This is a genomic window from Kribbella monticola (assembly GCF_003261635.1).
GTDB lineage: Bacteria > Actinomycetota > Actinomycetes > Propionibacteriales > Kribbellaceae > Kribbella > Kribbella monticola.
Genome location: NZ_QFXK01000029.1, coordinates 239,043 through 252,720, shown reverse-complemented (window position 1 = coordinate 252,720; position 13,678 = coordinate 239,043). Strand labels below are relative to the sequence as shown.

12 protein-coding genes are annotated in these 13,678 nt (G+C 68.7%); 6 read left to right on the top strand and 6 right to left on the bottom strand.

The window, feature by feature from the left end; all coding sequences use genetic code 11:
- Window positions 1-23: 23 nt before the first annotated feature.
- Window positions 24-968 carry a metallophosphoesterase gene (locus DIZ26_RS14945; protein ID WP_112241596.1) on the bottom strand — a complete coding sequence of 315 codons (945 nt, stop codon included), beginning with the start codon at window positions 966-968 and terminating at the stop codon, window positions 24-26.
- 26 nt (window positions 969-994) lie between these two features.
- Between DIZ26_RS14945 and DIZ26_RS14940 the strand changes: the two genes are divergently transcribed.
- On the top strand, window positions 995-1,462 hold the full coding sequence (locus DIZ26_RS14940) for a GatB/YqeY domain-containing protein (protein ID WP_112241594.1): 468 nt from the start codon (window positions 995-997) through the stop codon (window positions 1,460-1,462).
- A gap of 99 nt (window positions 1,463-1,561) precedes the next feature.
- Here DIZ26_RS14940 and DIZ26_RS14935 read toward each other — a convergent pair whose 3' ends face one another.
- From DIZ26_RS14935 to DIZ26_RS14920, 4 genes are all read right to left on the bottom strand, one after another.
- Window positions 1,562-3,946 carry a penicillin-binding protein gene (locus DIZ26_RS14935; RefSeq protein ID WP_112241592.1) on the bottom strand — a complete coding sequence of 795 codons (2,385 nt, stop codon included), beginning with the start codon at window positions 3,944-3,946 and terminating at the stop codon, window positions 1,562-1,564.
- 237 nt (window positions 3,947-4,183) lie between these two features.
- Entirely contained in the window at window positions 4,184-6,535 is a 2,352-nt protein-coding gene (lon, locus tag DIZ26_RS14930; protein ID WP_112241590.1) for an endopeptidase La, read from the bottom strand.
- Window positions 6,536-6,668: 133 nt separating this feature from the next.
- Complete coding sequence (locus tag DIZ26_RS14925; RefSeq protein WP_112241588.1) at window positions 6,669-7,790, bottom strand: ArsA family ATPase; 1,122 nt, start codon at window positions 7,788-7,790, stop codon at window positions 6,669-6,671.
- Complete coding sequence (locus DIZ26_RS14920) at window positions 7,787-8,737, bottom strand: ArsA-related P-loop ATPase (protein ID WP_112241586.1); 951 nt, start codon at window positions 8,735-8,737, stop codon at window positions 7,787-7,789. The genes DIZ26_RS14925 and DIZ26_RS14920 overlap by 4 nt, the downstream gene beginning before the upstream one ends.
- A 74-nt stretch (window positions 8,738-8,811) precedes the next feature.
- On the opposite strand from DIZ26_RS14920, the gene DIZ26_RS37870 reads away from it, so the two are divergent.
- The 5 genes from DIZ26_RS37870 to DIZ26_RS14900 all read left to right on the top strand — a co-directional run bounded on the left by DIZ26_RS37870 (window position 8,812) and on the right by DIZ26_RS14900 (window position 12,437).
- On the top strand, window positions 8,812-8,973 hold the full coding sequence (locus DIZ26_RS37870; RefSeq protein ID WP_012918129.1) for a DUF4177 domain-containing protein: 162 nt from the start codon (window positions 8,812-8,814) through the stop codon (window positions 8,971-8,973).
- Window positions 8,970-9,431 carry a RidA family protein gene (locus DIZ26_RS14915; protein ID WP_112241584.1) on the top strand — a complete coding sequence of 154 codons (462 nt, stop codon included), beginning with the start codon at window positions 8,970-8,972 and terminating at the stop codon, window positions 9,429-9,431. Before DIZ26_RS37870 ends, DIZ26_RS14915 begins: the two co-directional genes overlap by 4 nt.
- Before the next feature lie 112 nt (window positions 9,432-9,543).
- A complete protein-coding gene (locus tag DIZ26_RS14910) occupies window positions 9,544-10,338 on the top strand; it encodes an NUDIX hydrolase (RefSeq protein ID WP_232828356.1) in 795 nt (264 codons plus the stop codon).
- Window positions 10,335-11,117: an MBL fold metallo-hydrolase gene (locus DIZ26_RS14905; RefSeq protein WP_112241580.1), complete on the top strand. Its 783-nt coding sequence runs from the start codon at window positions 10,335-10,337 to the stop codon at window positions 11,115-11,117. The genes DIZ26_RS14910 and DIZ26_RS14905 overlap by 4 nt, the downstream gene beginning before the upstream one ends.
- 369 nt (window positions 11,118-11,486) lie before the next feature.
- Window positions 11,487-12,437 carry a type IV toxin-antitoxin system AbiEi family antitoxin domain-containing protein gene (locus DIZ26_RS14900; RefSeq protein ID WP_157979719.1) on the top strand — a complete coding sequence of 317 codons (951 nt, stop codon included), beginning with the start codon at window positions 11,487-11,489 and terminating at the stop codon, window positions 12,435-12,437.
- 410 nt (window positions 12,438-12,847) lie between these two features.
- Here the strand turns inward: DIZ26_RS14900 and DIZ26_RS14895 are convergent, their stop codons facing one another.
- Window positions 12,848-13,525 (bottom strand): Crp/Fnr family transcriptional regulator, encoded by a 678-nt coding sequence (locus DIZ26_RS14895; protein WP_112241576.1) that lies wholly within the window; start codon window positions 13,523-13,525, stop codon window positions 12,848-12,850.
- Window positions 13,526-13,678 lie beyond the last annotated feature (153 nt).

Sequence of the window (13,678 nt, the reverse complement as noted above, 5' to 3'; positions counted from 1 at the left end):
AGTCGGCGTTAGCTTACATGCGCCTACCGCTGGGACGAAATCGGGTTAATCCGCGGCACCAAAGTGAGCAGGGTCGCCTCGGGCCGGCAGGCGAACCGGACCGGCGCGTACGGCGACGTGCCGAGGCCGGCCGACACGTGCAACGCCGCCTGGCGACCGTTGTGACCCCAGCTGGTCAGGCCCTTCACCCGGGACGTGTCGAGGTCGCAGTTCGTCACCAGAGCGCCGTAGATCGGTACTGCGAGTTGGCCGCCGTGGGTGTGCCCGGCGAGCACCAGCGGATACCCGTCGCCGACGAAACCGTTCAGGACCCGCTGGTACGGCGCGTGGGTGACCCCGATCGACAGGTCCGCCGTGGGATCCACCTCGCCCGCGACCTCGGCGTACCGGTCTCGCTTGATGTGCGGGTCGTCGGTGCCGGCGAAGTCGACGCGTAGGCCGTTCACCTTGAGGGTGGCCTTCGCGTTGTTCAAGTCGGTCCAGCCGGCGTCGGTGAACGCTTTGCGCATCTCCTCGAAGGGCAGATTCGGCCCGTGCGGCTTGTGCCGTTGCTTCTGGGCGGGGAGCAGGTAGTTGACCGGGTTCTTGAAGTGCGGCTTCCAGTAGTCGTTGGAACCGAAGACGAACACGCCGGGCAGGTCCAGGAGGGCGCCGTGTGCGCGGAGCAGCGGCAGCACCGAGTCGGGACTGGAGATGTTGTCGCCGGTGTTGACGACCAGGTCGGGCTCGAGCTTGGCGAGCTCGTTGACCCAGCGGATCTTGCGCTCCTGGTTCGGCATCAGGTGCAGGTCGGACAGGTGCAGCACCTTCACCGGCTCTGCGCCGGGTGGCAGGACGGGAACCGTGAAGCGGCGCAGGGTGTACCAGCGGACCTCGACGCCGGCGGCGTACGCGACGCAGGCCGCGCCCACGCCCGCGACGACGGCCGTGGTCTTCAACGTCCTGGCGGCAAGCCCCGTGAAACTCATTTCACCAGCCTGCCACAATCGTGCCCATGTCCAACTCCGAACTGAAGCAGCGCCTGCACGACGACATGACCGCCGCCCTCAAGGCGCGCGACGAGATCCGTAAGTCGACCCTGCGGATGGCGCTGACGGCCGTGACGAAGGCGGAGGTGGCCGGCAAGGAGGCCCGCGAGCTGTCGGACGCGGAGGTTCTCGACGTACTCACCGCTGAGGCGAAGAAGAGGCGCGAGTCGGTCACGGCGTACCGCGAGGCCGGGCGGGGCGAGCTGGCCGACAAGGAGCAGGCCGAGGCGGACATCCTGGCCGAGTACCTCCCCGAGCAGCTGACGGCCGAGGAGATCGCCGCCCTCGTCACCGCGACCATCGCCGAAACCGGCGCGGCCGAGCTCGGGCCCCGCGGCATCGGCAAGGTCATGGGCGCCCTCCAACCAAAGGTCAAAGGCAAGGCGGACGGCGGCGCCGTCTCCGCCGAGGTCAAACGCCAACTCGCCGGCTGACTCAGCGGAAAGTACGCCCGCTTCGCCCCGCCGGCGTCGGCGCTCGCCCCACCCACCCCGAGCCGTACTCGTCGGCTGGCTCGGAGCGGTGGGTGGGGGTCAGCGGCCGCCGCAGTTGGGGTATTTCGGGTTCCAGGGTGGGCAGTTCGGCTTCGGTTTGCCTGGGCCACCGGGGGTGATCGGGGTGTTGGGGGGTTGCTGGCCCTTGGTGCCGTCGGAGATGTAGAGGGTGATGTTGGAGCCTTCGGGAGCTCCGTCGCTCTGGCGGGGGCTGGTCCAGGCAACGGTGCCGGCTTGCTCGCCGGACTTGACCACGCCGGGGGCGACCTGGGCGGTGAAGCCGGCTTCCTGGAGCTTGGCGGTGGCGTCCTGGGGGGACAGGCCGATGACGGAGGGGATGTCCTTCACGTCGCCGCGGACGGTCTTGTCGTCGGGCTGGACGAAGTGGGTGGTCGGCAGGCCCTTGAGGGCGCCCTTCATGGCGTCCTCCCAGATCGGTCCGGCGACGCCGGAGCCGGAGACCTCGGAGAAGCTGAGCTCGTTGCCGTCGTGCGTCTGGCCGACCAGCGACCTGGACGTCGGGTGCACGTCGGCCACCACCGAAGCGGCGGCCAGCTTGCTGGAGTACCCGGAGAACCAGACGGCCTTGTTGTCGTTGATCGTTCCGGTCTTGCCGGCCAGGTCGCTGGGACCGAACTTCAGGTGTGCACCGGTACCGCCCGGCTCCAGCACCTTGTTCAGCACATAGGTGGTGCCGTCGGCCACCTTCGCCTCGATCACCTGCTTGCAGTTGGGGCCGAAGTTGCCGATCGGCTTACCGCTGGAGTTCAGCACGGCGGTGACGCTGACCGGTGTGCAGTACTTGCCGCGCGCGGCAAAGGTCGCGTAGGCGTTGGACAGCATCAGCGGGGTCACCAGACCGACGCCCAGCGTCATCGAAACCACCTGCTCCAGCGGCTCACCGGTCTGGCCGTCCTTCATGCCGAGTGCGGCGGCGACCTTGCCGATCTGACAGAGCCCGACCTGCTCGGACAGCTGCAGGAAGTAGGTGTTGGTCGAGTGCTGGGCAGCCTGGACCATGGTCAGGTCGCCGCCGCCCTTGGTCGAGTTCTTCGGGTGGTAGTCGTCACCTGCCTGGGTGTATCCGTCACAGGTAGGGAACCTCGCGTTGCTCAGGTCCAGCGTGTCCGGCGAGTTGATCCGGTGGGTGGTCGGGAAGCCCTTCTGGATCGCGGCGGCGATCGTGAAGGCCTTCATCGTCGAACCGTTCTGGAACCCGCCGTACCCACCGGCGTACGACTTCTCGGTGTTGTAGTTGTACGCCGTCTCGTTCTTGCCGCCGCCGTACTTGCGGTTCTGGGCCATCGCCTTGACGATGCCGGTGCCCGGTTCGACGATCGTGACCGCCGAGATCGCCTGGTCGGTCGGCTTGGCGTTCTTGTTGATGGACGCCTGCGCCGCGGCCTGGATTCTCGGGTCGAGGCCGGTCTTGATCGTCAGGCCGGCGGTCTTGATGTAGTGCTCGGAGTCCTTCTTGGTCTTGCCGAACAGCTTGCTGTCGACCAGCTTCGACATCACCCATTCGCAGTAGAACGGGTACCGGCCGCTGGCGCAGCCGTTCGGGACCTTCTGCAGCTTCTTCGGGTCGATGACCGGGGTCCGGATCGCGTCGGCCGCCTGCTTGGCGGTGACGACGTTGAGCTCCTTCATCCGGTTGATCACCACGTCGCGACGGTCCTTCGCGCGCTTGGGCGAGTTGGTCGGGTCGTAGCCGGTCGGGTTCTTCACCAGGCCGGCCAGCATCGCGGCCTGCTGCAGGTTGAGCTGGGAGGCGTGCACGGAGAAGTAGTGCTGCGACGCGGCCTCGATGCCGTACGCACCGTCGCCGAAGTTCGCCAGGTTCAGGTACTTCTCCAGGATCTCGTCCTTGGAGAACTGCTTCTCGACCGCCACCGCGTAGCGCAGCTCGGCGATCTTGCGCTGGTAGGTCTCGGCCGTGGCGGCCTTCACCTCGGCCTCGGTGCGCGCCTTCTCGATCAGGCTCAGCTTCACGAACTGCTGGGTGATGCTCGAACCACCCTGGGAGACGCCGCCGTCGCTCTGGTTGCGGATCAGCGCGCGCAAGGTGCCCTTCGCGTCCAGGGCGCCGTGCTGGTAGAACCGGTCGTCCTCGATCGAGACGATCGCCTTGCGCATGATCGGCGCCACCTGGCCCAGCTTCACCGGGATCCGGTTCTGCTCGAACAGGTCCGCGATCAGCGAGCCGTCGGCGGCGACCATCTTGCTCTTCACCGCGAGCGGGTCGGTCTTCAGCTCGACCGGCAGGTCCTGCAGGGTCTCCGCCGTCTTCTCGCTGCCGAATCCGGCCAGCCCCGCGAACGGGATCGCCAGCCCGGCGGCGAGAGCGCCGGACAGCACGCTCACTCCGAGGAACAGGACCACTGACTGGACGACGCCACGATCGCCTTTCTCCCTTACGCGCATGCGCAAAAGACTACGTGATCGAAGAGCCACGCCGAATTCGGCAACGTGATCTACCTCACGTCAACCCCAGCGGTCTCCCAGGCGTCAGGAGCGCCCGAAAACAGCCCCGTACTACGGCCTGCCGGCGTCCGAGCCGGCCGAATTTCATCCAAAAGGACGACGGCCCGCCGAGCCCCCGCAAGGGACCCGACCGGCCGATGTTCCGAACTCAACCCAGGTACGTAGTACCGGAGTTGGTCAGGCGGCGAACTGGCGTGCGTCGACCTGGGCCGGTTCGAGCGCGAGCTCCAGCACCTCGCGGACGTCGCTCACGGGGTGAACCGTCAGCTCCTTCAGCACCGACTCCGGCACGTCTTCCAGGTCCGGCTCGTTGCGCTTCGGGATCAGGATCGTGGTGAGTCCGGCCCGGTGCGCCGCGAGCAGCTTCTGCTTCACCCCACCGATCGGGAGCACCCGTCCGGTCAGCGACACCTCACCGGTCATCGCGACCTCCGAGCGAACCGGTCGTCCCGACAGCAGCGACGCGAGCGCCGTCGTCATCGTGACACCAGCGGACGGACCGTCCTTCGGGACAGCTCCGGCCGGCACGTGGATGTGCGTGTTCCGCTCAGCCAGGTCGCCAACAGGCAACCCGAGCTCCGCACCGTGCGACCGCAGGTAGGACAGTGCGATCTGCGCCGACTCCTTCATCACGTCGCCGAGCTGACCCGTCAGCGTGACACCGGTCGGACCGGTCTCCTTGTCGGCCAGCGACGCCTCGATGAAGAGCACGTCACCACCCGCACCGGTCACCGCAAGACCCGTCGCGACACCCGGCAGCGCAGTACGTTCAGCCGAGTCCGGCGTGAACTTCGGCGTACCGAGGTAGCCCTTCAGGTCTGCCGCACTGATCGCCAGCGTCCCCAGCTCTTCGCCGAGAGCCAGCTTGGCGGTCACCTTCCGCAGTACGCGGGCGATGGACCGCTCGAGCTGCCGTACGCCGGCCTCCCGGGTGTACTCGCCTGCGAGCAGCCGCAGCGCCGAGTCGTCGATGCTGACCTCGTCGGCACCCAGCCCGGCCCGGTCCAGCTGCCGCGGCAGCAGGTGGTCGCGAGCGATGGTGACCTTCTCGTCCTCGGTGTACCCGTCCAGCTGCACCAGTTCCATCCGGTCCAGCAGCGGTGCGGGAATCGAGTCGAGCACGTTCGCCGTGGCCAGGAAGACCACGTCGGACAGGTCCAGCTCGACCTCCAGGTAGTGGTCCCGGAAGGTGTGGTTCTGGGCCGGGTCGAGCACTTCCAGCAGGGCGGCCGTCGGGTCACCCCGGTAGTCCGCGCCCACCTTGTCGATCTCGTCCAGCAGCACGACGGGGTTCATCGAACCGGCCTCGGTGATCGCCCGGACGATCCGGCCCGGCAGCGCACCGACGTACGTCCGCCGGTGGCCACGGATCTCGGCCTCGTCCCGCACGCCACCCAGCGCGACCCGGACGAACTTGCGGCCCATCGCACGGGCCACGGACTCGCCCAGCGAGGTCTTGCCCACGCCAGGAGGGCCGACCAGGGCCAGTACTGCGCCGCTGCGACGTCCACCGACGACCCCGAGCCCGCGGTCCGCCCGGCGGCGCCGTACGGCGAGGTACTCGGTGATGCGCTCCTTCACGTCGTCCAGACCGGCGTGGTCCGCGTCCAGGACCGCGCGGGCCTCACGGAGGTCGTAGCCGTCCTCGGTCCGCTCGTTCCACGGCATCTCCAGGACGGTGTCCAGCCAGGTCCGGATCCAGCCGACCTCGGGGGACTGCTCCGCCGTACGCTCCAGCTTGTCGACCTCGGCGAGCGCGGCCTTGCGGACGTGCTCGGGCAGGTCGGCGGCCTCGACGCGCGCGCGGTAGTCCTCTTCCTCGGATTCGGCCTTGCCGTCCAGCTCGGCCAGCTCCTTGCGGATCGCGGCCATCTGCTGGCGCAGCAGGAACTCCCGCTGCTGCTTCTCCATGCCCTCCTGGACGTCCTTCTGGATCGTCTCGGAGACCTCGAGCTCGGCGAGGTGGTCCTTCACCCAGCCGATCAGCTTGGCCAGCCGCTCGGACACGTCCGGCGTCTCCAGCAGCCAGCTCTTCTGCTCGTTGGTCAGGTACGACGCGTAGCCGGCCAGGTCGGACAGCTCCGCCGGGTCGTTCACCTGCTTGACGGAGTCGATCACCTGCCATGCTCCGCGGCGCTGCAGGACAGTGGTCACCAACTGCTTGTACTCGCGGGCCAGTTCGCCCGACTTGTCGTTCGTGGTCTCGTCGAGGACGGTCGCGCCGACCCAGAGCGCGGCACCGGGGCCAGTGGTCCCCGCGCCGATCTGGACCCGGGCGACACCCCGGATGACCGCTGCCTGGGCACCGCCCGGCAACCGGCCGATCTGCTCGATCTCACCGAGCGTCCCGGCCTTGGCATATTTCCCGTCCAGCCGCGGTACCAGCAGGACCTGGTCCTGACCGGAGGCCTGCGCGGCATCGATGGCGGCGCGCGCCTCGGTGTCGGCCAGCCGTACCGGCACGACCATTCCAGGCAGGACCACGACGTCGTCGAGCGGCAGAACAGGAAGATTCAACGTCTCAGTCACGCTGTCACACCCTCAGATCGAAAATTGAGTCTGACAGGCTCAACCAGCGGCCCCACCTGCTCATTCCCGCCCGATCGAGCCGTTCGCTGAGGGTGAAAAGCGCGAACCAAGAGGTAAAAGCCCAAGCGGTGGGTCAGGCGGTGAGGAGGTCGCCGATGGTGCGCAGGCCGGTGAGGTCGTGGACGTCGTCGGGAAGGGCCGGGACGTCGACGGTGGGGATCGACCGGTGGCCGCGGTGGAACCTGTCGGCGCGTTTGCGGTCGCTGACGACCTGCTGCATCTTGTCGGCGTGCAACCGCAGTACGGCGGCGGTCAGCTCCGACTTCCCGGCTTCTTCGAGCTTCTCGGCCGCGGCCAGTGAGCGCTCGGCCGACAACTCGGGCACATGCGTGGTCGTCACCCGATTCAGTACGACGCCCGCCAGCGGCATCTTCTCCGCCCGCAACCGCTCGGTGAAGTACGACGCCTCCCGCAGAGCGTCGTTCTGCGGCGCCGCGACCACGAGGAACGCGGTGTGCGGCTCACGCAGCAGCGCCACCGTCTTCTCGGCCCGCTCCCGGAAACCACCGAACAACGTGTCGAACGCCGCCGCGAACGTCTGTACGTCGGTCAGCACCTGCGCCCCGAGCACCTTGTTCATCACCGACATCGCCAGACTCACCCCGGCCGACATCAACTTGAACGGGCCACGAGCCGGCGCCAGCAGCAACCGCAGGAACCGCCCTTCCAGCAGCGACGCCAGTCGTTCCGGAGCATCCAGGAAGTCCAGCGCCGACCGCGACGGCGGGGTGTCCACGACGATCAGGTCCCACTCGCCGGTCCGCTCGGCCTGCTTGTGCAACTGCCCGAGCTTCTCCATCGCCATGTACTCCTGGGTCCCGGCGAAGGACGAGGAAAGCGCCACATAGAAGGGATTCGCGAGGATCTGCTCGGCTTTCGCCGGGGTGGCGTGCGCGAGCACGACCTCGTCGAAGGTGCGCTTCATGTCCAGCATCATCGCGTCCAGCCGGCCACCGTTCGCGGAGTCGACCTCGGCGACGGAGCGTGGCGTGTTGTCGAGTTCGGTCAGCCCCAGCGACTGCGCCAGCCGCCGAGCCGGGTCGATCGTCAGTACGACGACCTTCCGCCCGCGCTCCGCGGCCCGCAATCCCAGCGCGGCAGCCGTCGTCGTCTTGCCGACGCCGCCCGAACCACACGTCACGATGATCCGCGTCTCCGGGTCGTCGATCAGAGCGTCGAGATCCAGGGTGCTCATGACCGCAGGTCCTCGGCGAGGTCGAACAGGGCGCCGTGGTCGATCCCGTCCGGCAGCAACGCCAGCTCGGTCACTTTCTTGCCCAAGGCATCTATCCGGTCGCGGTTCTCGCGTTCCAGCCCGACCCGTACGGCGTGGTCGTGCGCCTCTGCCGCCAAGGTCGCCACCATCTCCTTGCTCGCGGTGATTCCAGCGGCCTTCAGCCCTCGGGTCAACTCGGCGGTGGGCAGTTTCTCCTTCACCGCAAGGGCAAGCGTCTCGTCGTCGAGCGGGCTGCGTCGGACCATGTTCACCACGATCGACCCGATCCGCAGGTCGATCGCCTCCAGTTGCTGCACCGCGTCGAGCGTCTCCTGCACCGGCATCTCCTCGAGCAGGGTCACCAGATGCACCCGCGTGACGTCGGAGCGGAGCATGCCCATGATCGCGTCCGCCTGGTTGCGGATCGGGCCGACCTTGGCCAGTCCGGCCACCTCGTGGTTGACGTTGAGGAATCGTCCGATCCGCCCGGTCGGCGGGGCGTCCAGCACGACCGCGTCGTACGCGAGCCGCCCGTGCGCCTTCCGCCGGGTGGCTTCGTAGACCTTGCCGGTGAGCAGTACGTCGCGCAGTCCCGGGGCGATCGTGGTGACGAAGTCGACGGCGCCCACCTTGTCGAGCGCCTTCCCGGCACGGCCGAGGTGGTAGTACATGTCGAGGTACTCCAGCAGTGCCGCCTCGGCGTCGACCGCGAGCGCGAACACCTCGCCACCGGCCGGGCCGACCGCGATCCGGCGCTCGACGTACGGCAGCGGCGGTACGTCGAACAGCTGCGCGAGCCCCTGCCGCCCCTCGACCTCCACCAGCAGGATGCGTTTGCCCTCGTCGGCCAGCGCAAGCGCCATGGCGGCGGCCACTGTCGTCTTCCCGGTGCCGCCCTTGCCGGTCACCACATGCAGCCTCGCCATGCCCCCAGCGTAGGACCCCCCAAGTAGACGCCGCTCACAGCACTCTCACGGCGGAGCCGGTTAGAGTCCATCTCATGAAGAAGTTCGAGTACTTCACCGCGCCACTGCTGGTCCACTCCACCAAGGAGATCCTGGACAACTTCGGTCAGGACGGCTGGGAGCTGGTCCAGGTCGTTCCGGGCCTCAACCCGGAGAACCTGGTCGCCTACTTCAAGCGGGAGATCACCGAATCATGAGTCACCCCGAGGAGAAGCTCGCCGAGCTCGGCCTGAAGCTGCCCGAGGTCGCCAAGCCGGTCGCCGCGTACGTGCCGGCGATGCGGACCGGCAATCTGGTCTACACCTCCGGGCAGCTGCCGCTGCGTGAGGGCACGCTGATCGCCACCGGCAAGAACGGCGACTCGGTCGATCCCGCCGTCGGGGTCGAGTGCGCCCAGCAGTGCGCGCTGAACGCCCTGGCCGCGATCAAGGCGGAGATCGGCGACCTGGCGAACATCACCCGGATCGTCAAGGTCGTCGCGTTCGTCGCCTCGACCCCGGACTTCACCGGCCAGCCGCAGGTCGCCAACGGCGCCTCCGAGCTGCTCGGCCAGGTCTTCGGCGAGGCCGGCCAGCACGCCCGCAGCGCCGTCGGCGTACCGGTGCTCCCGCTGGACGCCCCGGTCGAGGTCGAACTGATCGTCGAGGTCAACTGACCGACGTACCGACGACGCCTTGCCTGGACCAGGTGGACCAGGCAGGGCGTCGACCGTCCGAGCCGGAGGTGCAATGGTCCGGGACCTGAAATCACAACTCCTCTCGGGGCGGATGGCCGCTGAAGCGCTGGCCTTCACGCGGGAGCGCCGTACGCCGGTCGGCCCGCGTCCGGCCGCGACGGTGATCCTGTTGCGCGACACCGCTGCCGGCCCTGAGGTCTATCTGCTTCGGCGGCAGCAGTCGATGGCGTTCGCCGCCGGGATGACCGTCTTCCCGGGCGGTCGGGTGGACCCCACCGACGCGAGCATCGCCGATTCCTGGTCCGGCCCGCCGCCGTCGTCCTTCGGTGAACGGCTCGGTTGCTCCCCCGACACGGCCGCGGCGTACGTGGCCGCCGCAGTACGGGAAACGTTCGAGGAATCCGGCGTCCTGCTCGCCGGCCCCTCCACCGAATCCGTCGTCGCCGACACCACCGGCGACGACTGGGAGGCCGATCGGGTCGCGCTGGAGTCCCGCGAGCTCGGGTTCGCCGACTTCCTGCACCGACGGGGCCTCGTACTGCGTGCCGATCTGCTGGGCGCGTGGGCGCACTGGATCACCCCCGAGTTCGAGCCCCGGCGCTACGACACCGCCTTCTTCGTCGCGGCCCTCCCGGCCGGTCAGGTCACCCGCGACGTGACGAGCGAGTCGGACCAAGTCGCCTGGCTGCGCCCGGCCGACGCGGTACGGGCCGTCGAAGCGGGCGAGATGCTGATGCTCCCGCCGACGTACCTGTGCTGCCGGGACCTGATCCCGTACGCCGCGGTCGCCGACGCCCTGGCGGCCGCCGGGGCTCGCGAGATCCGGGCGATCCAGCCGACCATCCGGGTCGAGGACGACGACCTGGTCTACCTGGAGACGACATGACCGCCGAAGTAGTCACGCCGTACGCGACCCGCGTGCTCGCTGCCAACCCGGGTCCGATGACGCTGGACGGCACCAACACCTGGATCCTGCGGGCGCCGGATTCGTCGCGCGCTGTCGTGGTCGATCCCGGGCCGATGCTGGAGGAGCACCTCCGCGCAGTACTGGAGGCGGTCGCTCCCGCAACCGTGGAGCTGGTGCTGCTGACGCACGGGCACTTCGATCACTCCGAAGGTGCTGCCTGGTTCGCATCGCAGGCCAACTGCCCGGTCCGCTCGGTCGACCCAGCCTTCCGGATCCCGACCGACCACGCCCACGGCCTGGCCGAAGGCGACGTGATCGGCACGGACGGCGTGCGCATCGAAGTACTGCCGACGCCCGGGCACACGATGGACTCGGTCTGCTTCTGGCTGCCCGACGACGGCTCGCTGCTGACCGGTGACACGGTCCTCGGCCGCGGTACGTCGGTGGTGGCGCACCCGGATGGTGCCCTGGGCCCCTATCTGGAGTCGCTGGAAAGCCTTCGTGCGTTCGCGAATTCGGCCGCCGGTGTCGAACGCCTGCTGCCCGGCCACGGCCCGGTGATCGAGGATCCCGGCGCCGTGCTGTCCTTCTACCTCAACCACCGCCGCGAACGCCTCGCCCAGGTCCGCGAAGCCGTTGCCAACGGCCACAAGACGCCGGAGGCCGTGGTGGCCCACGTCTACGCCGACGTAGACCCGATCCTCCGGCCCGCCGCCGAACGCTCGGTCCAGGCCCAACTCGACTACCTGAACACCTAACCCACCCCCCACCCACCCTCGCGCCAACCCCCCCCCGCCCCGCGCCAACCCACCACCACGCCGGCCAACCCACCTCACGCAGGCCAACCCACCACCACGCCGGCCAACCCACCACCACGCCGGCCAACCCACTACCACAGCAGCGAACCTGCCACTCGGCGAACCCACACTCTTAGGGGTTGTCCCCTAAAAAGAATGGTTGTCCGCATGGATACCGCGCGCCAACCAACGCTCTCGGGGGATAACCCCCGAACGGAGGGGTTCGCCGGGAAGGGCCGCGGAGTGCCGGGAGGGCGGAGTGGAGGGGTTATCCACAGAAGACGGGAATCGGGGGTGCGGGGAGGGCGGTCGGGGACTGATGCTTGGGTGGTGAATCCGAAGTTGGCCGTGGTTGCGGAGAAGCAAGGTGGCGTGTTCAGCCGCGCCCAGGCGATCGGCTGCGGCTACACCCTGGAACAGGTTCGTGAGCGGCTACGGGACGGACGCTGGGAGCGGATTCGGCATGGGCAGTACGCCGAGCCGCTCGGCCTTGCCCACCTGGCACCCTGGGACCAGAAGCTGCATCGCCACCGCCGTCAGGTCCACGCGGTCGTCAACTCCAAGCGCCCAGATTCAGTTGCCGTCAGCCACCAATCCGCCTTGGTCCTGCACGGCCTGCCGGTGTGGGGGCTCGAGTTGGCCGAGGTCCATCTCACTCGGCTGGACAACTTCCGGGGAGGCTTGGCCGGCGGGGTGCGGCACCATCGTGGGAAGCTCACGGCCGGCGAACTCACCGAAGTACAAGGGCTGATCACGACGACCTGGCCCCGCGCTGTGGCCGAAACCGCCTGTACGACGTCCTTCGAGGCGGCCGTGGTGATCGCCGATGCCGCGGTTCGGCGCTCACAGTCCGGCCTCGAGGAGGTTCACAGCGTGCTCGACGTGGTCGAGTTCTGGCCCGGTAGCCCGACGGCCAGAGCCGCCGTGGCGTTCGCCGATGGACGATCCGAATCGGTCGGCGAGTCGCGTCTCCGAGTTCTGATGCACAACCAGGGGCTGCCTGCGCCGCTTCTTCAGGTCGACTTCAGCGACTCCACCGGTTTCGTCGGCCGAGTGGACTTCTACTTCCCCGAGTACAGGACCGTGGTCGAGTTCGACGGCCTGGTGAAGTATTCGAGCGGGTCCGCAGAGGCACTGGTCGAGGAGAAGAGACGCGAGGATCGCCTGCGGGCGCTCGGACTCGAGGTGGTCCGAGTCGTTTGGTCCGACCTGACGCTCCCGGGCCAAGTCGGCGAGCGGATCCGCAGTGCCTTCGCCCGTGCCGCCCGCCGAACCGCCTGAGTTGCCGACGGCCCTGAAGTCGCCCCCTCGCCACCTGGTTTCCGCCTAGGCGACTCGTCGAGAGGACGCAGTTGTCGAGCGTCGCGTCGTACGGCGGCCCGCCGCGGCCCGCCGTACTACGGCTTGTTGACCATCGCGTCGTACGCGACCCAGCCGTGTCACGTCGGACGGTCTGTCGAGCACCGCGTCGTACGGGGCAATCCCGGCGGCGTCGCGTCGTACGGGCGGTTGAGGTGCCGTCGTTCGGGGGGCTATCCCCTGAAAGTGAGGGTTGGCGCGCGGAATCCATGTCGACAACCCACACTTTGAGGGGATAACCCCTCAACAGAGGGGTTCGCCGGGAAGCGGGGGAAGCGGGGGAAGCGGGGCGGCGGCGGGTGTGGGTGTGGGTGGGGCGGGGGAGCGAGAGGTTAGCGGGCGCGGCGCTGGAGGCGGTCGACGTCCAGCAGGACGACCGAGCGCGGCTCTAGGCGGACCCAGCCTCGGGAGGCGAAGTCGGCGAGGGCCTTGTTGACGGTCTCGCGGGAGGCGCCGACCAGTTGGGCGAGCTCCTCCTGGGTCAGGTCGTGGTGGACGTGGACGCCGTCATCGGCGGTGCGGCCGAAGCGGCTGGCCAGGTCGAGCAGGGCCTTGGCGACGCGACCCGGTACGTCGGAGAAGACCAGGTCGGCGACCACGTCGGAGACCTTGCGGAGCCGGGAAGCGAGCTGGAGCAGCAGACCGCGAGCGACCGCGGGGCGGCCGTCCAGCCAGCGGAGCAGCTCGTCGTGGGTCAGCGACATCAGCGACGCGTCGGTGACGGCCGTGACGGTCGCGGAGCGCGGTCCGGGGTCGAACAAGGACAGCTCGCCGAACATCTGGCCGGGGCCGAGGACGGCGATCAGGTTCTCCCGGCCGTCGGCCGACGTACGACCGAGCTTGACCTTGCCCTCCACCACGACGAACAGCCGGTCACCGGAGTCGCCTTCGTGGAACAGCACCTGGCCGCGGCGCAGGCGGCTCTCGGTCATCGACGAGGCGAGCGCTTCGGCTGCGTCGTCGTCGAGCTGACTGAACAGCGGTGCCTGTCGGAGCACTGCGGCGTCCACGAATGGGCCTCCTCGGACCTAAACCACGTACGTTCGGACGAGCTACGCGCCGGCCCGGCGCCAGGTCATCACCACCCGGTCGCCCCAAAACCGTAGCCCCTCGGGTAGCCGAACCGCCACGTAGGCCTGTCGGGACGCGCCGGGGAGGGCTCG